General features: G+C 58.3%; 18 protein-coding genes. 16 read left to right on the forward strand and 2 right to left on the reverse strand.

The features are described from left to right. Window positions 1-19: 19 nt before the first annotated feature. Together CEY08_RS11260 and CEY08_RS11265 are read right to left on the reverse strand one after the other, a co-directional pair. Window positions 20-403: an AtuA-related protein gene (locus CEY08_RS11260; RefSeq protein WP_076813673.1), complete on the reverse strand. Its 384-nt coding sequence runs from the start codon at window positions 401-403 to the stop codon at window positions 20-22. Continuing rightward, window positions 400-1758 (reverse strand): acyclic terpene utilization AtuA family protein, encoded by a 1359-nt coding sequence (locus CEY08_RS11265; protein ID WP_076813670.1) that lies wholly within the window; start codon window positions 1756-1758, stop codon window positions 400-402. Before CEY08_RS11265 ends, CEY08_RS11260 begins: the two co-directional genes overlap by 4 nt. 97 nt (window positions 1759-1855) lie before the next feature. On the opposite strand from CEY08_RS11265, the gene CEY08_RS11270 reads away from it, so the two are divergent. The 16 genes from CEY08_RS11270 to CEY08_RS29815 all read left to right on the forward strand — a co-directional run bounded on the left by CEY08_RS11270 (window position 1856) and on the right by CEY08_RS29815 (window position 21424). Next, window positions 1856-2794 (forward strand): LysR family transcriptional regulator, encoded by a 939-nt coding sequence (locus tag CEY08_RS11270; protein WP_076813668.1) that lies wholly within the window; start codon window positions 1856-1858, stop codon window positions 2792-2794. 46 nt (window positions 2795-2840) lie between these two features. Then, window positions 2841-3227 carry a Rid family detoxifying hydrolase gene (locus tag CEY08_RS11275; protein ID WP_013393965.1) on the forward strand — a complete coding sequence of 129 codons (387 nt, stop codon included), beginning with the start codon at window positions 2841-2843 and terminating at the stop codon, window positions 3225-3227. 39 nt (window positions 3228-3266) lie between these two features. Beyond that, complete coding sequence (recG, locus tag CEY08_RS11280) at window positions 3267-5357, forward strand: ATP-dependent DNA helicase RecG (protein WP_076813665.1); 2091 nt, start codon at window positions 3267-3269, stop codon at window positions 5355-5357. Window positions 5358-5437: 80 nt separating this feature from the next. After that, on the forward strand, window positions 5438-6388 hold the full coding sequence (locus CEY08_RS11285; RefSeq protein WP_063640540.1) for a LysR substrate-binding domain-containing protein: 951 nt from the start codon (window positions 5438-5440) through the stop codon (window positions 6386-6388). 158 nt (window positions 6389-6546) lie between these two features. Beyond that, window positions 6547-7047: a Dps family protein gene (locus CEY08_RS11290; protein WP_013393962.1), complete on the forward strand. Its 501-nt coding sequence runs from the start codon at window positions 6547-6549 to the stop codon at window positions 7045-7047. Window positions 7048-7381: 334 nt separating this feature from the next. Then, window positions 7382-8461 carry a phytanoyl-CoA dioxygenase family protein gene (locus tag CEY08_RS11295; RefSeq protein ID WP_232033854.1) on the forward strand — a complete coding sequence of 360 codons (1080 nt, stop codon included), beginning with the start codon at window positions 7382-7384 and terminating at the stop codon, window positions 8459-8461. Further along, a complete protein-coding gene (locus tag CEY08_RS11300) occupies window positions 8448-9242 on the forward strand; it encodes an SDR family NAD(P)-dependent oxidoreductase (protein WP_076813663.1) in 795 nt (264 codons plus the stop codon). The genes CEY08_RS11295 and CEY08_RS11300 overlap by 14 nt, the downstream gene beginning before the upstream one ends. Next, the gene (locus CEY08_RS11305) at window positions 9235-10869 is read left to right on the forward strand and encodes an LTA synthase family protein (protein WP_088607667.1); all 1635 of its coding nucleotides are present in this window, start codon (window positions 9235-9237) and stop codon (window positions 10867-10869) included. The genes CEY08_RS11300 and CEY08_RS11305 overlap by 8 nt, the downstream gene beginning before the upstream one ends. Window positions 10870-11064: 195 nt before the next feature. Next, on the forward strand, window positions 11065-12171 hold the full coding sequence (locus CEY08_RS11310) for a KpsE/RkpR family capsule polysaccharide export protein (protein WP_063640543.1): 1107 nt from the start codon (window positions 11065-11067) through the stop codon (window positions 12169-12171). A 131-nt stretch (window positions 12172-12302) separates the two neighbouring features. Beyond that, a complete protein-coding gene (locus CEY08_RS11315) occupies window positions 12303-13292 on the forward strand; it encodes a polysaccharide biosynthesis/export family protein (RefSeq protein WP_232033882.1) in 990 nt (329 codons plus the stop codon). A 25-nt stretch (window positions 13293-13317) separates the two neighbouring features. Continuing rightward, on the forward strand, window positions 13318-14103 hold the full coding sequence (locus tag CEY08_RS11320; RefSeq protein ID WP_076813655.1) for an ABC transporter permease: 786 nt from the start codon (window positions 13318-13320) through the stop codon (window positions 14101-14103). Next, window positions 14100-14756, forward strand: a complete 657-nt coding sequence (locus tag CEY08_RS11325) for an ABC transporter ATP-binding protein (RefSeq protein ID WP_076813652.1) — start codon at window positions 14100-14102, stop codon at window positions 14754-14756. Before CEY08_RS11320 ends, CEY08_RS11325 begins: the two co-directional genes overlap by 4 nt. Before the next feature lie 80 nt (window positions 14757-14836). Further along, window positions 14837-16555, forward strand: a complete 1719-nt coding sequence (locus CEY08_RS11330; protein ID WP_076813650.1) for a coiled-coil domain-containing protein — start codon at window positions 14837-14839, stop codon at window positions 16553-16555. Between the two features lie 44 nt (window positions 16556-16599). Continuing rightward, entirely contained in the window at window positions 16600-18495 is a 1896-nt protein-coding gene (locus tag CEY08_RS11335; RefSeq protein WP_076813647.1) for a hypothetical protein, read from the forward strand. Between the two features lie 68 nt (window positions 18496-18563). Further along, on the forward strand, window positions 18564-20522 hold the full coding sequence (locus CEY08_RS11340) for a glycosyltransferase family A protein (RefSeq protein WP_076813645.1): 1959 nt from the start codon (window positions 18564-18566) through the stop codon (window positions 20520-20522). Window positions 20523-20590: 68 nt separating this feature from the next. Beyond that, window positions 20591-21424, forward strand: a complete 834-nt coding sequence (locus CEY08_RS29815) for a hypothetical protein (RefSeq protein WP_126389614.1) — start codon at window positions 20591-20593, stop codon at window positions 21422-21424. Window positions 21425-21450 lie beyond the last annotated feature (26 nt).

Genomic DNA, 21450 nt, shown 5'->3' on the forward strand with positions numbered 1-21450 from the left:
TTTTTTATAGGAATGGATATCAGGCGGCCGCTGGGCGGTCGCCGGGTATGTCCGGCAGGCGGCCTGCCAGCGATGGGCTGACTTCGACCGTCATGTCCAGCAACCTGAAAGACAGGCTCTTGCCGTGCGTGTCCAGGTTGAGGGCATCGTTGACGCCGCCATCCAGCACGCCTTCGAGCACGAAGTTCATGGCGTGCAGCGTCGGCAGTGCGTAGCGGGTGACGCGGCGGGGATGGCGGTACGCGAACCAGGCGGCAACGCGGGCTTCGGTGACCTGAGCCGTCAGCACTTCGTAGCATTCCGGGTCCCAGGCAATGAGGCTCAGATTGGAAATGTCGCCCTTGTCGCCGGAGCGGCTGTGAGCCAGGCGGTACAAAGGGACCGCGATCAGCGGCGGATTCATTGCGCGGTTTCCTCCAGGAAGGTCCAGCCGCTAGGCACGGCGTCGCGTGGCAACGTGCAGGACATCATGTTCAGGCGGGGACGCAGGGCGGTGCGCACGCCGCCGCCGCCGGCCGGGCCGCAGGTATAAAGCGCGGTCACTTCGCGCAGCAGGCTCTCGGCCAGCTTGCGGTCCAGGTGCTCGGTTGCAATGCGCAGGCGGACGTCGCGCGCATGGCCGTCGGGCAGGCCGGACAGCAGTTCGCCCGCGTCGTCGCCCAGTATGCTGACGGCGCCAATCAGGTCGGCGCGCAGGCGCAGCGCCGGATCCACGCGCTTGCGCACGATATCCGCGGCCAGGCGCGCCCGTGCCTCGGCCTGAACGCCGGCATAGGAGATCTCGGCCTCGGCGAGCCAGCCGCCGCGGTAGCACACGTTGACTTTGAGCTCGTCCGGGCGCGAATGGCCGGTGATGCCGCGCACCGCCACGCGGTTGCCGCCCAGCTCCGCCACGGTGGCTCGGCTCAGGTCGGCGACGACGTCGGGTGTCAGGTAGCGCGAGGGATCATGCACCTCATACAGTAACTGCTCCTTGACCGTACGCGCGTCGACCATGCCGCCGGTGCCGTCCGCTTTGCCGATGACGAATTCGCCGTCCGCCTGGATCTCGGCAATGGGAAAGCCCGCGCTATGCACGTCGGGCACGTCCTTCAGGCCGGGCACGCAGAAGTAGCCTCCGGTCACCTGCAGGCCGCACTCCAGCATATGTCCGGCCATGGTGGCGCGCCCCAGGCGCGGCCAATCGTCCAGGCTCCAGCCGAAATGGGCCAAGGCCGGGCCCAGTGTGAGGGAAGGATCCGATACTCGGCCGGCCACCACGACCTGTGCGCCGGCCGTCAGCGCTTGCGCGATCTCGGCGGCGCCCAGGTAGGCTGTGGCGCTCACCACGTCCAGCCCGTCCAGCGCGGCGCCCAGGCGCTCGCGCAGCAGTTTGCGCTGTGCATCGCTGGTGAGCGCGTCGCCATGGACCACCGCAATGCGGGGCACGGGCAATCCCTGTTGCCGGGCAAGCGCGGCAATGCGCCTGGCCGCGGCTGCCGGGTTGGCGGCGCCAAAGTTGCCGACGATGCTGATGCCATGGCGCAGGCAGTCGCCCAGTACCGGACCGACCAGCTCGTCCAGCAAGGGTTCGTAGCCGCGCTCCGGGTTTTCGTTACGCGCCAACTGCGCGAGGGCCAGCGTGCGCTCGGCCAAGGTTTCGTAGATCAGCACGCCGCCGCCTCGGGCGACAAGCGTGCGCACCACCGCGGCGGCGCCATCGCTGCGATCGCCCGAGAATCCGGAGGCGCAGCCGATATAAAGAGGGGATTGGGGCATACGGGTTTGGTGCGAGATCCATGTGTATGAATCCACTATAGGCATGGATCGATGATCAGTAAAATAGAAAGATCGGATCAATTCATAGAGAAAAGCCATGAATCTGTCGGCTCGGCAATTGCGCGCTTTTGTCGCCTTGGCGGATGAAAAGCACTTCACCCGGGCGGCTCAACGTTGCCACCTGACCCAGCCGGCCTTCAGCGCCCTGATTCGCCAGCTGGAGGAAAGCGCGGGCGCGCGCCTGTTTGACCGCAACACGCGCCACGTGGAGCTGACGATCGAAGGCCAGGTGCTGGACGCTACCGCCCGCCGGCTGCTGGCCGACATGGACCTGGTCATGGAAGACCTGCGCGATCACGCCGCAAGACGGCGCGGGCGGGTGGCGCTGGCGGCCTTGCCTTCGCTTGCCGCGGGTTGGCTTCCCGGGCTATTGGCGCGCTTTCGCGAGACCTATCCCGGAATCTCGGTGGACCTGCGCGATGCCTTGCTGGACCCCTGCCTGGACTTGGTGCAGGCGGGGCAAGTGGATTTTGCCGTGGCATCGCGGCGGCCGGACATGAACGAACTCGACAGCGAATTCCTGCATGCGGACCGGTACTTCCTCGTTTGCCGCGCCGACCATCCGCTTGCGGAAGCCGACGAGGCCCGGCTGCGCGACATCCTGCGTTATCCCATGATCCAGCTCGCGCGCGGCAGCAGCGTGCGCAAGCACCTGGATGCCGCCCTCGGCGCCGACGCGCCGGCCCCGGTCTTCGAGGTGGAGCACCTGGCCACCGCCACCGGACTGGTGCGGGCCGGGCTGGGCATCGCCGTGGTGCCCGCGATGACGCTGTTCCATTTTGGCGGCGCCGACCTGCGCATCGTGCCCTTGGCCGGCAAGGCCTTGACCCGGCCGCTCTATCTGGTGCGGCGCAAGGGGCGCACGCTGTCAGTGGCGGCGCAGGCGCTGTATGACCTACTGCGGGAACACCGGGGGGATATAGATGGTCCGTCCTACGGCGTTCAGCTACTTTCGCAAAAGTCTATTGCTGGATAAACTTCGATAGTTGTAGCTTCTATCCGTCCACCCAAGGATTCCGCCCATGAGCAAGCAAATCATTCATACCGACACCGCGCCCGCCGCGGTAGGCCCTTACTCGCAAGCGGTTGCCGTAAGCGGCACCAAGACTGTCTACCTTTCGGGCCAGATCGGCCTGGAGCCGGGCACCGGCGATCTGGTTTCCGAGAACTTCGATGCCCAGGTGCGCCAGGCATTCGCGAATATGCAGGAAGTCATCAAGGCTGCCGGCGGCACGCTGGACAACGTGGTCAAGCTCACGCTGTTCCTGACCGACCTGGGCAAGTTCACGGCCGCCAATGCCATCATGGCCGAGATCATTCCGCAGCCGTTCCCGGCACGCTCGACCATCGGCGTGGCCAGCCTGCCCAAGGGCGCGCAGTTCGAGGTCGAAGCCATTCTGGTCCTGTAAGGCCCGCCCGGACTTTTCAATCCAGGGGTTCGTTTCTCCATGCCGGCCGCAGCCGCGGCTTCCAAGCGAACCGGCGCCGACAACAAAGGCGCCGGCAAGGCAATGACGGATACGGAGCGCAAGCTCCGTAACCTCGGGCTTGTGCTGCCCGAGGACTTCGTGCTGCACCTGCCGCTGCGCTACGAAGATGAAACCCGCATCGTTCCGATCAGCGCGCTGCGCCCCGGCTTTGCCGGACAGGTGGAAGGCGAGATCATCAAATCCGAGGTGCTTTATCGGCCCCGGCGTCAGCTGACCGCCACCTTGGCGGACGACAGCGGCGAACTGCAATTGCGCTGGCTGAATTTCTATCCAAGCCAGCAAAAACAGGTCAGCGTGGGCAAGCGCTTGCGCGCGCGCGGCGAGGTCCGCGGCGGCCTGTTCGGGCGCGAGATGGTTCATCCGCGCATGACCAATGCCGACGCGCCGCTGCCCACGGCGCTGACGCCCGTCTATCCCAGTACCGAAGGGCTGCCTCAGATAACCTTGCGCCGCGCTATCGCGCAGGCGCTGGACCGCGCAGACCTGTCCGACACGCTGCCCGACGAAGCGCGCGCGCGCTACGACCTGCCGCCGTTCGAACCGGCGATCCGCGCCCTGCATACCCCCGCGCAAGGGGAGTCCGAGCAGGCCTTGCTGGACCGTGTGCATCCCGCTTGGCGCCGTATCAAGTTCGACGAACTGCTGGCGCAGCAGCTATCGCTGGCCGCAGCCCGTGCCGCCCGCCGCGTCAAGGAGGCCGAATCGCTGCCGGCGCGCAGCGAACCCGACGGCCTGGTCGCCAGGCTGTACGAGACGCTGCCGTTCAAACTGACCGCCGCGCAAGAGCGCGTGGTCGCGGAAATCTCTGCGGACCTGGGCAAGCCATACCCCATGCACCGCCTGTTGCAGGGCGACGTGGGCAGCGGCAAGACGGTCGTGGCCGCGATTGCCGCGGCCCAGGCCATCGCCAGCGGCGCCCAGGTTGCGCTGATGGCCCCGACGGAAATCCTGGCCGAGCAGCACTTCCGCAAACTGGTGTCGTGGCTGCAACCGCTGGGCGTGAACGTGGCCTGGCTGAGCGGTAGCCTGTCGGCCAAGGCGCGGCGCGCAGCGGTCGCGGCAGCGGCAGATGGCAGCGTGCAATTGGTCGTGGGCACCCAGGCCCTGATTCAGGATCATGTCGAGTTCCACCGCCTGGGCCTGTCCATCGTGGATGAGCAGCACCGATTCGGCGTCGGGCAGCGCCTGGCGCTGACGCGCAAAGGTGAGACCGTGCGCGGGCGCATCGTGCCGCATCAACTCAACATGAGCGCGACGCCGATACCGCGCACGCTCGCCATGACTTTCTTTGCCGACCTGGACGTTTCCGTCATCGACGAACTGCCGCCCGGACGCAGCCCGGTCGTCACCAAGCTGGTGTCCGACGTGCGGCGCGAAGAGGTCATCGCCCACATTGCCCAGGCTGCGCGCGGCGGCCAGCAGGCCTATTGGGTATGCCCTTTGGTCGAGGAAAGCGAGGCCCTCGAGCTCCAGACCGCCGTCGATACCTACGAAGGCATGCGGGTAGATCTGCCAGACTTGCGCATCGGCCTGGTGCACGGCCGACTGCCGCAGGCCGAGAAAGCCGCTGTGATGGAAGCCTTTCGCGAGGGCGAAATAGACCTGCTGGTCGCCACCACCGTCATCGAGGTCGGCGTGGACGTGCCGAACGCCTCGCTCATGGTGATCGAGCACGCCGAGCGTTTTGGCCTGGCCCAATTGCACCAATTGCGCGGCCGGGTAGGGCGGGGCACCGCCGAATCTGTATGCGTGCTGCTTTATCAGACGCCGCTGTCGCAAGTGGCGCGCGAACGGCTGCGCGCCATGTTCGAAACGTCGGACGGCTTTGAAATCGCCCGCCGCGATCTGGAGCAACGCGGCCCGGGTGAGTTCCTGGGCACGCGCCAGTCCGGCATGGCGCTGTTGCGCTTCGCCGATCTGGAAACGGACGCGGCCATTGCCGAAGACGCGCGTGACGCCGCCGTATGGCTGCGCGCGGAGCATCCGGCCGCGGTCGAAGCGCACCTGGCGCGCTGGATGCGCGGGCGCGAGGATTTCCTGCGCACCTGACCATGCCGTCCGCCGCCAACCTTAATCTAGCAAGCGCCAGCCTAGCGGCTGGGGCATAACCCCCGGGGGCGTAGTCCACCATGACTCTCACCGAACTCAAGTACATCGTCGCCGTTGCGCGCGAACGGCATTTTGGCCGGGCGGCCGAGGCCTGTTTCGTCAGTCAGCCCACGCTGTCGGTGGCGATACGCAAGCTGGAGGACGAGCTGGGCGTCACGCTGTTCGAGCGCGGCGGCGCCGAGGTCGGCGTCACCCCCATCGGCCAGCGCATCGTCGCCCAGGCGCAGAAAGTGCTGGAGGAAAGCGCCAGCATCAAGGAGATCGCGCGCCAGGGGCATGATCCGCTGGCCGGGCCCTTGCGCGTCGGGGTCATCCACACCATAGGTCCGTATCTGCTGCCGCGCCTGGTGCCCGTGCAAATCAGCCGCACGCCGCAGATGCCATTGCTGCTGCAGGAAAACTTCACCGTCCGGCTGGTTGAATTGCTGCGCCAGGGCGAGATCGATTGCGCCATCATGGCTTTGCCGCTGCCCGAGGCGGGCCTGGTCATGCAACCGCTGTACGACGAACCATTCGTCGTGGCCGTGCCGAATGACCACGAACTGGCCCGGCGCGAAGCCATCGATGCGCAGGACCTGAAACAGCAGACCATGTTGCTGCTGGGCAGCGGCCATTGCTTTCGTGACCAGGTATTGGAGGTCTGTCCCGAACTGTCGCGTTTTTCGGCGGCCAGCGACGGGATCCAGCGCACCTTCGAAGGCTCCTCGCTGGAAACCATCCGCCACATGGTCGCCGCAGGCATCGGGGTGACCGTGCTGCCCGTGACCGCTGTGCCGGAGCAGCCGCCGTCCAACAGCTTGCTGCGCTATCTGCCGTTTGATGGCCATGTGCCCGAGCGCCGCGTGGTCCTGGCCTGGCGCCGCAGCTTCCCGCGGCTGGCCGCCATCGAGGCGCTGGCGCAGGCGGTGTACGCCTGCGAGCTGCCCGGCGTGAAGATGCTGACCGAGGAGGTTGCGGCAGTACAGGATTAGGATTGATTTCCGTGCAAGACGTCCGGCGTCCTGGAACGCGTGGTTTGCGCCGCGTCAAAAGGTCGCGGGACTTATTGAGCGGCGCCGCGGATATTGCGGCATTTCGCCGTATTTGCAGTGTTATTCTTGTTTCGCACATTCATCCCTAGGAGCTAGCAATGGCCAAGTCCCCCAAGAAGACCTCCAGCGTTCCGCGCATCAACATCGGTATCTCGGACAAGGACCGCGCCGCCGTCGCCGGCGAACTGTCCAAGCTGCTTGCAGACTCGTATACGCTGTACCTGATGACGCACAACTTCCACTGGAACGTCACGGGGCCCATGTTCAACACGCTGCACCTGATGTTCATGACGCAGTACACGGAAGAGTGGAATGCCCTGGACAGCATCGCCGAACGTATCCGCGCGCTGGGTCACTACGCGCCGGGCACCTACCGCGAATTCGGCAAGCTGTCCTCGATTTCCGAGCCTGATTCGGTCCCCGAAGCCCTGGAGATGGTCCGCCTGCTGGTGACGGCCAATGAATCCGTCGCCAAGACCGCGCGCGCCGCATTCGAAAAGGCCGATGCCGCCAACGACCAGCCCACCGCTGACCTGCTGACGCAGCGTCTGGACGTGCACGAGAAGAACGCCTGGATGCTGCGTAGCTTGCTGCAATAACATTAGTCCGTTTCGCACTTCATTCAAGAAGTCTGGCCGTTTCCCCGGCAAAGGGGAAACGGCCTTTTTCTTGGGTCATGGTTATGGTCGCCCACGGCTGCCGCGTCGGAATCTGCCTCCGCGGCAGCGCTGTCTATGTATGGAGACAGCCCCCGCCAGCGCTTGACAGCGGGCAGGTGGGTACAGACAGACCGTCCAGATGATGGAGGGTCCGCCGAAATAACAAGAGATTGCACTTCGCTTACAATAGCCGACCGTTTTCCGTGTCAATAGGAAACGGTCGGATTTTTGAACACTGACAATGGCCGCCGAAAGGCGGCCGTGTCTATGCGACGTGCCCAAGAAAACGCCTCAGACGCCACTTTCTGCCATCTTCTCATCCGCCGCGCACTGGTTGCGCTGGCTGTGCGCGCCAGTGTGGCTGCTGGCGCTGGCGACCGAAGCCAAATCCTTCAAAGACAATCCCATTCTAGGTAGCCGCCGGCTGAACCGCGCTGGCCTGCATATCGGCCGCGTGCGGCTGGCGCAATGCATGGCCGACCGCAGGCGCAAACGCTTGGCGCACCTGCTCAATGATCAGGACCGTCAGGATTTCGACCGCAACGGTTTCATTCTGAAGTCCGACTTCCTGCCTCCGGCCACTTTTGCCTTAGTGGAACGGGAGTTGACGCAGTGCAATGGTCAGGTGCGAGCGATGGAGCAGGGCGACGCGATCACCCGTCGCATGTCGCTGGACGCGGGCACGCTCAAGCGCATGCCCGCGACGCGCCAGCTGCTGCAAGGCAAACAATGGCTGGGGCTGCTCAGCTACGTTGGGTCGTTCCGCTGCCACCCCATGAATTACCTGCAGACCATCCAGGCCCGCGCGGGCCAGGGAAGGGCAGACCCACAGCTCCAGCTGCATTCCGACACTTTCCATCCCACGGTAAAAGCCTGGCTTTTCCTGAGCGACGTAGGCGTGGAGGACGGCCCCTTTACCTATGTGCCCGGATCACACCGCGTCAACCGCCGTCGACTCGCGTGGCTGCGCCGCCAATCCATCGACGCCCGCAGGCTCGACCGGCTGAGCGCCCGCGGCTCGCTACGTGTGTCGCGGGCGGCGCTGCGCCGCATGGGCTACCCCGAGCCGCAAGCCTTCGCTGTCAAGAAAAACACCTTAGTCGTCGCGGACACGTCGGGCTTCCATGCGCGCGGCGAAAGTCGCCAGGCCTCCACCCGGATCGAAATCTGGGGGTACGGCCGCCGCAATCCTTTCCTGCCATGGACCGGTTGGGACATTCAAGGTTTGCCGGGCGTGAAGGGACGGACCGTTCCGCTCTATTGGCGCGCCCGGGATATAGGCGAGGCCCTGGGCCTGCGTCGTAATCCATGGCGTCGCGTCCCCTCTGACAAGGCAGGCCATGAATCGCAGTGAAGCCCGTGAATCCGGTTTTCCGCGTTGTGTGCTGATCACTGGCGCGACAGGCGGCATCGGCGGCGCCTTGGCCTTGGAGTACGCGGCGTCCGGGGCCAAGGTACTCATCCTGCAGGGACGCAACGCTGAGAGATTGAGCCAGTTGCGAGACGCCTGCGAGGTTCTCGGCGCGCGCGTCCTCACCCAGGTCCTGGACGTGCGCGACCATGACGCGTTGATGGCCTGGCTGGCAGCGGTTTGCGAGACCGAAATGCCGGAGCTCGTTATCGCCAATGCGGGCGTCAATATCAATACCGGGCCACAACAGCAAGGCGAAGACTGGCACGACGTGCATCGCCTGCTCGATGTCAACGTCAAAGCAGTGTTCGCCACCGTGCACGGCGTGCTGCCCGCGATGCGCAAGCGCGGCCATGGCCAGGTTGCCCTGATCAGTTCTTTGGCCGCCTGGCGCGGCTTGCCTGAAACGCCCAGCTACAGCGCCAGCAAAGCCGCCGTAAAGGTATACGGCGAAGCCATGCGCGATGCCCTGAGCGACGAGGGCATACGCTTTAACGTCATCATGCCCGGCTACGTCGAATCCCAGATGTGCTTCGACATGCCCGGCCCCAAGCCATTTCTGTGGAAGGCCGACAAGGCCGCCCGCGTCATCCGGCGCGGCCTGCAGGCCAACCGTGCGCGTATCAGCTTCCCGTTCCCGTTGAACCTGGGTTGCTTCCTGCTGTCGGTCATCCACCCCGCGGTATCCGGTTGGATACTGAAAAGGCTGGGCTACGGTGATTGACGCGTTCTGGATCCCGCTGCTTCCGCCTTACCTGATCGGATTGGTGCTGTCGTGGGCAATCGAAATCCTGCTGACGCCCCGGCCCGTGGCGCCATGGCGCCGACCCGCCGCCGCTCTGGGCGTGCACGTGGGTGTGTGGACGTTGGCGTTCGCGCTGGAACTTGCTCTTTTCCGGCGGCCGTACTTTGGCGTAGCCAACGTGCTGGCGATCCAACTGTTGATTGTGCTGGTCAGCAACGCCAAGTACCACGCTTTGCGCGAACCCTTTGTTTATCCAGATTTTGAATATTTCACCGACGCCATCAAGCACCCTCGGCTGTATTTGCCGTTCTTCGGTTTGATGCGGGCATTGGCCGCGGGGGGCGGGTACGGCGCTGCATTGTGGGCAGGGCTGGCATTGGAAGATTCGGTCACTGCCGGGGCGGGAATCTGGCTGGTGTCGTTTGCAGAATTGCCGCAGGAGCACATGTTCGACCCCACGGCCCCCGTTGTGCCGTTCTTTGCCCATACCTTCGCGTTGGCGGCTAGCGGCCTGGTGCTGGCCATCACCGCAGGTAGACGAATTCTTGTTGCATTCCACGCATCGGACGATCTGCAGCGGCTCGGATTGATGGCTGCGCTCTGGGCATATGGCCGTAGCGAGCGTCAATCCAGCTCCGAGCTGCGCGCCCAAGCCCCGTTTGCCAATGTCCAAGCTCCGAAGGTCCTGCCGGACCCTCTGCCCGACCTCATCGTTATACAGAGCGAGTCCTTCTTCGACGCGCGACGCGCATACCCGGACCTGCTGCGCCAGGACATCCTGGCCAATTTCGACTTGCTCAAATCGGAAGCCGTCGCGCACGGCCAGTTGAAAGTGGCGGCATGGGGCGCGAACACGGTGCGCACAGAATTCGCGTTTCTTAGCGGGATGGGCCCGGAGGCGCTGGGCATCCATCAATACAACCCGTATCGCAAGCTGGCGGGGCAGGGGATGCCAACCGTCGCGTCATATTTGAAATCGCTTGGCTATCGCACGGTGTGTGTACATCCGTACCACCGTAGTTTTTACCGGCGAGACAAGGTGTTGCCACTGCTTGGATTCGACGAGTTCATCGGTATCGAAGCGTTTCAAGACGCCCAAAGGGACGGACCGTATGTCGGGGACAGGGCGCTGGGGGAGTACGTCGTACGAATGCTCCAGGAGCGATCCGACAGGCCGTTGTATGTCCACGTGATCACCATGGAGAACCACGGCCCCTTGCATTGGGAGCACGTCGATCCGACCAATGTGGCGGACGTCCTTGAGGGCCCATTGCCTGTAGCGTGTCGGGACTTGGTTGCCTATGCCCGACACTTGCGCAACGCGGATGAAATGCTGGGGTACCTCCGGACCAGAGTTTTGGAACGCCGCGCGCCAGCGCTACTTTGCCTGTTCGGGGACCACGTACCGATCATGCCGTCAGTCTACAAAACGATTGGCGCACCGGAAGGGACGACAGATTACGTCATATGGGGCACAGCTAGCCGATTCGCGGGCGGGGTGCCGCCTCAAGATTGCAGTGTTGCCGATCTTGTGTACACGTATCTATCAACTACGAACTTGCTACGCAAACAGGGCACGTTCCCCTTTGCAGTCAATTTCGATTAGCCCAGAAAGATACATTCATACACATAAAGAAATAAAATTAATAACTTCTAAGGCGTTGGTCGTCGTGTTCGTAACGATTTACCAAGACAGTACCGTACAATCGTCGCGCCATACCGTAATTACATGGAAAAAGAGGGAGAAGCTGCAATATTGATGCATTCATTGCATGATTTTGTAGGCTTTCAACATTATTAGATGATCAACTTCGAAAAGATTAAGTCGAAACGCCTTGCGGTGTGCCTGGTGGCTATACCGATGTTGCTGGCCCTTGTCTATTACAGTTTCTTCGCTCTGGATCGTTATGTCAGCGTGGCGCAAGTTGCCGTGCGCCAAGTGGGTAATAACGAAACCCCACAAATTCCCGGGCTGGCTGTAATGCTCAGTGGATTGAATCCGACGTCTCGGGAAGAAACGCTATATCTACGTGAATTCCTCACGTCGCAGGATATGCTGAACGTGCTCCAAGAAAAACTCAATTGGTCGGAGCACTATTCTGAACGCTGGCGCGATCCCTTGTACTGGCTGTTTGCGGATGCAGCGCGTGAAGAGTTGCTGAAATTCTATCAGCGTATGGTTGTCGCGCATTTTGATGAGCAAACGGGCTTGCTGAGCGTTGAAGTTCAGTCTTTCGATCCTGACTTTGCCGAGCAGACGTTGCGGGTAATGCTGAGTGAGAGCGAGCGATTCGTGAATGAGCTGTCGCACCGTATGGCCCGTGATCAGATGGCGTTTGCGCAGGGGGAATTGGCAAAAGCTCGCCAAAACTATGAAGAGCGCCGAGAGGCAATGCTCGCATTTCAAAGCAGCAATAACCTGTTGGATGCCGAGGCAGCGGCAAAAGCGCGCGCGGACGTGATTGCAGAACTGGAGGCAAATCTTACTAAAGAGCGAACTACCCTCAAGGGGATGCTCGCGACGCTCGACTCGAGTACGCCGCAAGTTCGTCAGCAGCGCAATCGTATCAGCGCCATGGAGCAGCAACTCGCAGCAGAAAGCCGGCGCCTGCTGTCACAGAAAGGCGGCGACAAGCTGAACGTCGTGGCCTCGTTGTATCGCAATCTCTCCATTGATGCCGCGATTGCGGAAGAGACATACAAGTTCGCGGTGAGCTCCGTCGAATCCGCGCGCATCGAGGCCAGCAAAAAGCTACGGAGCTTGGTAACGATCGTGTCGCCCAATATGCCGGACAAGGCAATCTACCCCGAACGCATATATAACTTGGTAACGCTACTTATTGCGTTGCTTTTGTTCTACGGAATTGCGCGTTTTGTGATCGCCACGATCGAAGATCACCGTGATTGATATTTAACATCGATCTTATGAAAACCAGAAAAACTCGTTTTACTCTCCGCGTTGCCGCGCTATGTCTGCCACTCGTTCTTGCAGGATGCGGTAGTCTGCTTTCCTCCGCGGGGCCCTCGCGTTATGCCGTGATGAACAGCGACGAGGCGCAAAACTACACGTTGGTAGATCTGACGGCAGAGACTATCGCGCCATACATGAGGCCTCGTGAGACCGACCTGGAGGTCTCTGTCGCATTGCCGAAGGTGCCGGAGGTGAGATTGGTGCCCGGAGACGTGCTCAGGGTGATGATCGCCGAGAGTGTCGTGGAAGGGGCTGTGTTTGCTCCGCTTGCTACCGGTGGAACTGTGTTCGACAACGTGAGAGTCGACAGTCAGGGAACGATCTCGCTGCCATACATCGGCCGGCAGACCGTTGCCGGAAAGAGCCCGCTCGAGGTTGAGACGCTGATCCGCAAGAAGCTGAAAGGGGTGACGACGGATGCTCAAGTGCAAGTCGGCCTCACTGGCGATCTCTCGGGTTCCGTACTCGTTGCAGGGGCGGTGAAGGCGCCCGGTCGTTTTTCGGCCCTGGAAGGTCCCCTGACCCTCTTGGACGCCATTAACCGTGCAGGCGGACCGTTGCTTGAACCACATCTCATCCGTGTGGTCGTTCGCACGGGGAAGAAGTCATATGAATTCAATTATCAGGATCTGCTGTCAGGCAAGAACCAAGTGGTACCGCCGGGCGCCGAGGTCGTGCTGGAACGCGCACGCAAGCGATTTGTCGCCATGGGCGCTGTCGGAGATCCGGGCCTCCATGACCTTCCGTCCAACAATCCCAGCCTCTTGGAAGTGCTTGGATCGGTAAAGGGCCTGAGCGAGGTAAAGGCGGATGCGGCGGGCGTATTCGTTTTCAGATTGATCGACGAAAAAAATCCGGAAACGGGAGAGATATCGCCCAAGGCGGAAGTGTTTCGGTTGAACTTGAAGGAACCCGCGGCAATGTTTTTGGCCCGACAATTTCTCATACAACCCGAGGATGCGATCTACGTAACGAACGCCGCAGTCTATGAGTGGCAGAAGATCATTTCCCCGATCGTTCAGGTTCTGGTGTTGGGCCGAACGATTGAGTCTTTTTAGTTAAGCTCCAGCAAGCGCGAATTTCATGCAGAAGAGAAGGCCCTTCAAAATTCTACGATCGGTCCTGTTCGCTCTGGTAATCAGAGAGGTGCGGGGAAAGTTCGGAGCAAACCGGTTGGGTGCGTTTTGGTTCGTGTTTGAGCCGCTCGCGCATATTATTGTGCTGTTGACAATATTTACCCTGGTAAGGGGTGAAACACACTACGGCCCCCCGCTGCCGATGTTTCTGGTCACGGGCATAATTCCGTTCATTCTCTTTAAGAATATAGCCCTAAAGGGGATGGAAGCCGTCGCGGCAAATAAAGCGTTGTTTGCATATCGTCAGATAAAACCGTTTGACACGATAATCGCCAGGGTGATCGTCGAATGCGCCCTGATGGCCTGCGTTTATATCGCGATTAATTTTGTCTTGGGATTCTGGCTTGGTTACGACGTAGCAATCCACTATCCTTTGAAGTGGATTGCTGTGTTCCTGACGGGAATCATGTTCTCCACCGGGTTGGCATTGATCTTCTGCGTGATTGGTGAGGCGTTGCCAGAACTGAAGAGCTTCATAAAAATACTTTTCATGCCTCTCTACTTCATGTCTTGCGTCATCGTGCCGCTTTGGGTGATCCCGGCCAAGTTTCGTGAATGGTTATGGTGGAACCCGCTCTTGCACTTGGTCGATGGGGTGAGAGAGGCGACTTTCCTGCATTATCCAAAAATCAATGGCGTCAGTATTACTTATGCCGCCTCAGCGGCTTTGGTAACGCTATTTGTCGGAATCACCCTCTACAGATTCCGGCGAGAACAGTTGCAAGCAATATGATCGAATTACGCTCCGTCAGCAAATCGTACCGAACCCCCCGGGGGAGGAAATACGTTTTTCGGGATTTGTCCTTCGTTATTCCGCCCGACAAGAATGTTGCGATCATTGGGAGGAATGGTGCCGGCAAGTCCACGCTTATGCGACTTTTGGGGGGGCAAGACTCGCCTGATTCGGGAAAAATAATAACGACAAATACAATTTCGTGGCCGGTCGGTTTGAGCGGCGGGTTTCAGGGCTCGATGACAGGTCGTCAGAATGTCAAGTTTGTGGCGCGTGTGTATGGCGCTGAACGAGAACGCATGGCAGAGGTGGTGAAGTATGTAGAGGACTTTGCCGAGCTCGGCGAGTACTTTGACCAACCGGTGAATACGTATTCGTCGGGCATGCGAGGGCGGTTGGCGTTCGGGTTAAGCATGGCATTTGATTTTGATTATTATCTGGTTGATGAGGCCATGTCGGTAGGTGATGCAAGTTTCAAGAAGAAGGCGACTATCGAGTTCAGCAAAAGGACGCATAGAGCCAACCTTCTCCTGGTCACGCACGGCATGACGCAGGTCCGTTCGCTATGTGACATCGTTCTGCTGTTGAATAACGGAAAAGTCGAACAGTTTGACAATGTGGAAGAGGGCATAGCTGCGTACACCGCGCTTTAGGATGAGCTGCCTTTTCACGCGATATTTTTGGTCGTTCATTTGCTCGACGACCACACGAGAATTGCCGGGATCAAATCTTTATGAACAAGCTCCTTATTGTTGGCCATCCCTCGACTCCTTGCGAGGATATTGAGAACCTGTTGAACCAGTGTGGCATGGCCGCGCCTTTGCCCAGCCGTCAAGAAGGCATGAGTCCTCAGCAGATTAATGATTCGATACTCAAAGGGAATGTGTCGAAGAATAGTCACGATTCGACGCTCAGCGTATTGTCTCCGATTGCGCCCGGTCCCATCTGGAACGGCTTAGTTCTGGATTTGATCCTGGGGAACATAGATCAGAGCTTCTGGGGGTGGTCAGACCCCAACGCGGCACGTCTTCTCGACTACTGGAAAGATGTAGATCCGACGATGAAGTTCGTGCTTGTCTATTCGGATCCGAGTGCCGCCATAAAAAAGGAACTGCTCGAATCCGGAGATGTGGATGCCACCACGGTTGAAAAGCTGTTGGCGAACTGGTGCGCGGTAAATTCAACCATTCTAAGGTTCCACAATTTCAATCGCGATCGCAGTGTGCTGGTGCATGCCGATGAGGCATTGTCATCTGTCCATACATACGTGCAGCAGTTGCGTACACGCTTGGATGCTCCTTTGAATGAGCCGCCGGCCAAGTATGTTCCGGAGGGTTTCGATGAGCGCGAGCAATCTGGACACCGGGTCGATCTGCTGGAGCCGAGGGCGGAGTTGGCAGATGCCGAGGAACATGCGGAGAGCGTTATCGCTCACGTCGCGGGATCGTCAATCCCCAGCGTTGCGGAATATGGCGCGGGCAATGACGCATTGGAGAACTATCTCGTTCAGCAGCTGCTGAATGAGTATCCGGACGTATGTCAACTGTATGAGGAAATGCAAGCCTGCGCCAATTTGCCGGCCAACCACGATTCCGAGATGGCGGTTGATATAAAGGCGGCATTGGTGCAGTTTCGCGGAGTGAAAAGTCGTGCCGGCCGGCTGGCCGATATGCTAAAGACAGCCCAGTTCGAACAAGCGGCACGAGCGGAAGCACTCAGTACCCGCATCCAGTACCTGACGAATGCAGCTGAGGCAGCGCAGGCGGAGGAGCAGGAGAAGATAAAAAGCCTCGCGGAAAGGATCGAGCACCTCGAAGTCTCCGAAAGCGCGCTGCGTACCGTCAATGAACAGCTGTCCTTGGGAAGGGTGCAACTGCAATCTACGATTGACGCATTGACGGTGGAGAAAGCGACTGTCGAGGCAGAGTGGAAGCGTACCGCCGAAAAACTTCAGCACAGCAGCGGACTGCTGCAGCAAAATAATGTTCGATTGGAGCACAGCAACACGCTTTTGCTTGAACAGCTGCATGCGGTTCAAGAAGAGGTGGAAAGAAATTTTGCAACAATCAAAAAGCTGAAGGAAGAGCAAACAAAACAACCGGTTCTCCGCGGCGCTGCTGATCGAATCAAGCGAGAGTTGGCATACCGGCTTGGTGCGAAGATGATCCAGCAATCAAAATCCCTGCGCGGACAACTGGGCATGTTGGGCGCACTTCGCCAAGTTAAATTGGATTACCGCGCCGAGCAGGATCTGAACAAGGAAATCCTCTTGCCGCCGATTTCCAGTTATAGCGACGCACATGAGGCGGCGCGGGTGACTCAACATCTCTCCTACAGACTGGGCGTTGCGTATCTGGAAAATTCCGGTTCCGCCACCGGTTGGATAAAGCTACCGTTCGCATTGAAGCGCGCAATAAAAGAATTTGAACGGGACCGTGGTGCCAAGTACTAGCACTCGCGGATGATCTCGGACATACGGTATTACAAAAAAAGGGGATGGTTTTGAGGGAACAGCTCGCGGTTAATACTGTCCGCAGCCAACTGCGTACGTTTTTCCCGGTAACGGGATGGCTGTACGTCGGCGCAGGTGCGGGCTCGGCATTCGACGAGACGCGTGACGTTCCGCATCTGGTGGCGATCGAGGCCGTCGGCCGCACGTTCTTGCAGTTAACGCGTGCAATTTCTCGTAATCCGAATTGGCACGCGCGGCACATGTTGGTTGGGCCGAACTCGGATCAACATATTCTATTTGAGGCCTCCAGTTCTCGCGAAAGCGGCCTGGTGGATCCTGCGGAGCTGACAGCTCTGTGGCCAAATCTTCACCAGCAGGATAGTCGCCACGTATGCGGCAGGACGCTCGAAGACGTGTTGGCGGAGGAAGAGTTATCCGGCGTGTGCTTCAACTGGCTAACCGTGGACTGTCTGCCTGGCGTAGATATACTCCGTGGCCTTGGCGATCGCGCAGGCCAATTCGATGTTATTGAAGTGCGCGCCACCAATTTCGAGATGGAACGCACTGCATGGACATGCTCCGGTGACGCCATCGAAGCTTTGCTCGCACCGATAGGGTTTGCCCGCCGCGTGGCATGCACTGAGTTGCATCCCGGTATACAGCATCTCTTCTTTGTACGGAATTGGCGTTCGGCGTATGAGACAGAGGTCGCGAGAGGGGAGGCGGCACAAGGGGTTTCTGACCAGCGCGAGATCGAATACTTACAAAAGATCGATCGCCTCTCGCATTCCGTCACTGATATGCAGACGGCATTGGACCAAGCGGACTCGGATCGTCGGACTATCGAGGAAGACCTTGAGCGAGCGCGGCTTGAAAACAGTCAGCTTAACAATTCCTTGCGCGCAGAGTTAAACAAAGAGGCCAAATTTGATTCCATCTTGCAGGAGATAAAAAAACAGGGAATCAATATGGGTGGCGATTTCCAGCGCTTATTCGCGGAGTTGCCAGCGCTCGATAAGACGATACAGGAGAAGATGAGGCTCCTTTCGGACAGGGTGGATGCCTCTAAGGCTGCGATGGCTGGCATTGACGAATTCGTAAAGAGTCGGCTTGGTTCAAGTAAGAGTGCTGACATGTTGACGGAACTTTCCCAGGCGCTCGAGAAACTTGCCGTCGCACGAGAAGATAAGTTGGAGAAGGCGTTGGTATCAACGCGGAAAGCCATCGAGCGAGTGGTGAGAGGGGCGACTTCCAATTCCACCAAGCAGATTGAAGCCTATCTGGGGATTCAGGATTACATTCGCCATGGAACCCACCTGCCTGCGTTCCACGGTTGGCCAATAAGTCCTGACTTCGCGCTATTTATGCTCGATATGCTGGATCGGAATAGGTACGACGTCATCGTCGAATTCGGCTCAGGATCGTCCACTCTTCTGCTTGCCTCCAGCAGGGAGCGTCTGCATGGAAATGCAGGGCTCGGTGTTACGCAACATCTGGCGTTCGAACACTCTGAAGAATACTACGAAGAGACGCTGGCCAGTCTGAAGCGAAGAGGGTTGGACAACAGCGTGAGATTGGTACACGCGCCGCTACAGTCTTACGCGGCACCGGATAATGCGGTGTACGACTTTTACAATTGCCGCAGTGAATTGGCAGATGCTCGTCGCATCGTAACGAAGCCAGACGCCAGGATATTGGTGATAGTGGATGGTCCCCCAGCTGCGACCGGGCCTCATGCGAGATATCCGGCTCTACCGATCATTTTGGAGAGTTTTTCTGGCCTTTATATAGATATCCTCCTGGATGATTATTCAAGAGAAGACGAGAAAGAAGTGGTGCAAAAATGGGCAGAGGAATCGGAGGCTGCCGGATTCCTGGTTGATATTGAAGCGATAAACCTGGAAAAGGATGCATGTTTTATGAGTATTAGGCCGAAATAAAATCGGGCTGGGCATAAATTGAAAGTGCAAGGCGGGGTCGGTTTAAGAATTTATATGGGTATTTGATTATGAATTTCGCTAAAGAAGCAATATTGGCCTATAAGGGAAAAGATTACGCAAAGGCGCTTCAGTTGTATCTGAAAGCGGGGGAATCGTACGGAGCCCACCTGTTTGCGGCCAATGTGGAGCTTTGTAAGCAACATCTAGCGATGCCCATCGCATCGATAGCGGTGCCGGAGTTCCCGCCTGCGATGCGCGATGCTCCCGCGGCTGAGATCCCCGCAGCCGTGCAGCTGCAGGCGGCACCGGCTACGCCTTTGGCAACGGACTTTGCACTCAAATCGCTGGCCCAGTTCAAAGGGATGAAGCAGATCCCGGAAGGCACCAAGCTTGACGAGTTGCCACTCGTGACGTTCGTGATGACGTCGCATAACGCCGTTGAGACCGTTGAGAATGCGGTCATGTCGCTGCTGAATCAGTCTTATCCGAATGTCGAAGTTGTAGTTTGCGACGATCGTAGCAGTGATGGGACTTGGGAGTTGTTGGTTCAACTGGCGAGCCGCGTTCCGAAGGCCCTGCGTGTGCTCAGACTGGATTGCAATAGTGGAACCTACTTGGCGAAGAACGCGGCCATTTCAATTGCGCGCGGCTCTATCATCATGTTTCAGGACTCGGACGACTATTCGCATCCGGAGCGCGCGTCTGTCCAAGTGCTCCCCTTGTTGAAGGACAAGGCGCTGGTGGCTACGCGTACAAAATATTGCAGGTTTAATCCTGAAACTGGTCACGTGGTCCCGGTGGGCAGCGCGTTGTCCAAATATGGGCTGATTACGCTTGCAGTGCGCAGGGAAGCGTTTGACGAGATCGGCTTTTTTGATGCCGTTCGCAAAGCGGGAGATGATGAATGGTTTCAACGTCTCCAGCACTTGTATGGCAAGAATCGTATCGGACAGCTGGATGTGACGCTTTATCTGGCTGAGCTTCGTTCGGGCTCGCTGGTTGCCGACATGCTGACTTTCAATGCGGATGGATCCGTAGAACAGGCGAGTTCGAAGGAGCGCAAAGAATACGTAAAGCAATTCAAGAGCCGCTTTGACGACAGCAAGAAGAGGCGATTCTGGTATCGGAACAATTTTCCCGCAGCGCCGTTAAGGCCGGTTGCCCGTTATCCGGAGTCGGTGGCGGCAATTACCGCTCCAGCCGAGCGGGTTTATGCATCGGTTTGCAGCATTCCAAAACGCATAAATCAATTGAAGTGCGTCGTGAGCCGCTTGCTCCCCCAGGTCGATCATCTGTTTGTATATTTGGACAAATACGAAGAAACTCCGGATTTTTTGGCTGACAACATCAAAATTACTGTAAGTCATTCAAAAAATTTTGACATCGACTATAGAGATAACGCAAAATTCATTAATTTCAACAAGTTGAAAGAAAAAGGTGAATTTTTCTACTTTACCTGCGACGATGATTTGATTTACCCCTTTGATTATGTACGAGCCCTCATTGCTGATATTGTCGCCTACAAGAAGAAGGTTGTAGTCGGCCTGCACGGGGTGGTGTACGAAGAATCGGCGGAGAAGTACTTCCGTAGGCGATTCATCTATCATTTCAAGGATGATCTCAGTCAGCCCAGGATCGTGAACAATCTTGGGACGGGTACCGTTGCTTTCCATTCATCCATTTTCCAGTCCATAGAGCCGGCGAAGTGGAAGATGGGGGGGATGGTCGATATTTACTTTGCAAATGAGGCGCTGGCGCGCCAGATTCCGATGCTATGTGTCGCACGCCATGCGGGCTGGCTTCTTGAAAATGAGATGCCGGAAGATAACTCCACGCTGTTTGGCGAGTTTAAGGACAAAGAAAAATACATAGTCCAGGAGTTGAAGCAGGGCGCGCCTTGGGGCTATAAGTCTATTCTTCGCGTTCTGGAAAAACAGGAACGTGACGTTGAGTCACTGCTTCGAAAGTCTCTTCCAATATTTCCTGATAATTTGAATGTATCCAAGATATTCCCGCGGCTTCGTTGAGATAACGGATGCGAAGTTGCAGAAAGGGTTGCCGGCCCGCCGGCTGCTAACAATGATAGGTGTGAGAATTGAATAGTCTTACTGAGGCAAGGGTTGTCGGATCACTGGGCAACATCACTATCGACCGAAATGCTCCGAGCGTGGTTTGCAACTTCTCCGAAAATGGATGGCGATTCGACTATTTTTTCCATGGAATTGGCGCGAAAAATCTTTTGGTATTCTTCCCATCTGCGCTAGTGCGAGGGAAGCGGCACGTCCCGAGTTTTCACCGTTGGTCGTGGGCCAAGAATTTTGAGAATGCTGATGTGATCTGCGTTTCGGATCCGACATTGTTTTTGCACCAGGAAATGCTTGGTGCTTGGTGTCAGGGTAAAAGGGATGATTGGATTCTCCCAAGAACACTTGCGCATATTCTGCAACTGCAGCAGAAGTTTGGATACAGCAGGATTGTGTTTTGCGGCTCGTCGTTGGGCGGGTTTCTTGCGCTGCAAGCGGGAACGCTTGCTCCATCACTGGGCTTTGATGCTGAGAAATGTCGCGTATTCTCTGAGAATCCCCAAGTGTCACTCCCAAAATACATGTGGACTTCTCACATGAATAGGTTAGCGCAAGTTAGTTTTGGCGTACCTACGATTAGCGATGTGGAAGACAAATATCTACCTCAATTGGACGTCGTGGAGCTTATAAAGAAGACCAATCATATTCCAAAGGGGCTGCTGGTTATTAAGGAGTCTGACGCTCATCACTATGAGGCTCACGTGGGCTACCTGCAGGGTGGCGTATCGCTAGACGCAGAAAATAATTTGCGCGTTGAGGTCATATCTGCAGCAGTAGACTCGACTGGTCATACTCCTCTGACATTCGACGAGATGAGTGCGCGCGTCATACCATTTTTTCATTAAATTGGCGTCGTTACCACTTGCGTGTC

The organism is Achromobacter insolitus (assembly GCF_002209555.1).
GTDB lineage: Bacteria > Pseudomonadota > Gammaproteobacteria > Burkholderiales > Burkholderiaceae_B > Achromobacter > Achromobacter insolitus.

Bases quoted from the DNA above. Each gene is read 5' to 3' on its own strand.
- CEY08_RS11260 (WP_076813673.1), bottom strand. From the start codon at position 403: ATGAATCCGCCGCTGATCGCGGTCCCTTTGTACCGCCTGGCTCACAGC.
- CEY08_RS11275 (WP_013393965.1), top strand. From the start codon at position 2,841: ATGAGCAAGCAAATCATTCATACCGACACCGCGCCCGCCGCGGTAGGC.
- CEY08_RS11325 (WP_076813652.1), top strand. From the start codon at position 14,100: ATGATCGAATTACGCTCCGTCAGCAAATCGTACCGAACCCCCCGGGGG.
- CEY08_RS11330 (WP_076813650.1), top strand. From the start codon at position 14,837: ATGAACAAGCTCCTTATTGTTGGCCATCCCTCGACTCCTTGCGAGGAT.
- CEY08_RS11310 (WP_063640543.1), top strand. From the start codon at position 11,065: ATGATCAACTTCGAAAAGATTAAGTCGAAACGCCTTGCGGTGTGCCTG.
- CEY08_RS11290 (WP_013393962.1), top strand. From the start codon at position 6,547: ATGGCCAAGTCCCCCAAGAAGACCTCCAGCGTTCCGCGCATCAACATC.
- CEY08_RS11265 (WP_076813670.1), bottom strand. From the start codon at position 1,758: ATGCCCCAATCCCCTCTTTATATCGGCTGCGCCTCCGGATTCTCGGGC.
- CEY08_RS11270 (WP_076813668.1), top strand. From the start codon at position 1,856: ATGAATCTGTCGGCTCGGCAATTGCGCGCTTTTGTCGCCTTGGCGGAT.
- CEY08_RS11320 (WP_076813655.1), top strand. From the start codon at position 13,318: ATGCAGAAGAGAAGGCCCTTCAAAATTCTACGATCGGTCCTGTTCGCT.
- recG (WP_076813665.1), top strand. From the start codon at position 3,267: ATGCCGGCCGCAGCCGCGGCTTCCAAGCGAACCGGCGCCGACAACAAA.
- CEY08_RS11340 (WP_076813645.1), top strand. From the start codon at position 18,564: ATGAATTTCGCTAAAGAAGCAATATTGGCCTATAAGGGAAAAGATTAC.
- CEY08_RS11300 (WP_076813663.1), top strand. From the start codon at position 8,448: ATGAATCGCAGTGAAGCCCGTGAATCCGGTTTTCCGCGTTGTGTGCTG.
- CEY08_RS11315 (WP_232033882.1), top strand. From the start codon at position 12,303: ATGAACAGCGACGAGGCGCAAAACTACACGTTGGTAGATCTGACGGCA.
- CEY08_RS11335 (WP_076813647.1), top strand. From the start codon at position 16,600: ATGGTTTTGAGGGAACAGCTCGCGGTTAATACTGTCCGCAGCCAACTG.
- CEY08_RS11285 (WP_063640540.1), top strand. From the start codon at position 5,438: ATGACTCTCACCGAACTCAAGTACATCGTCGCCGTTGCGCGCGAACGG.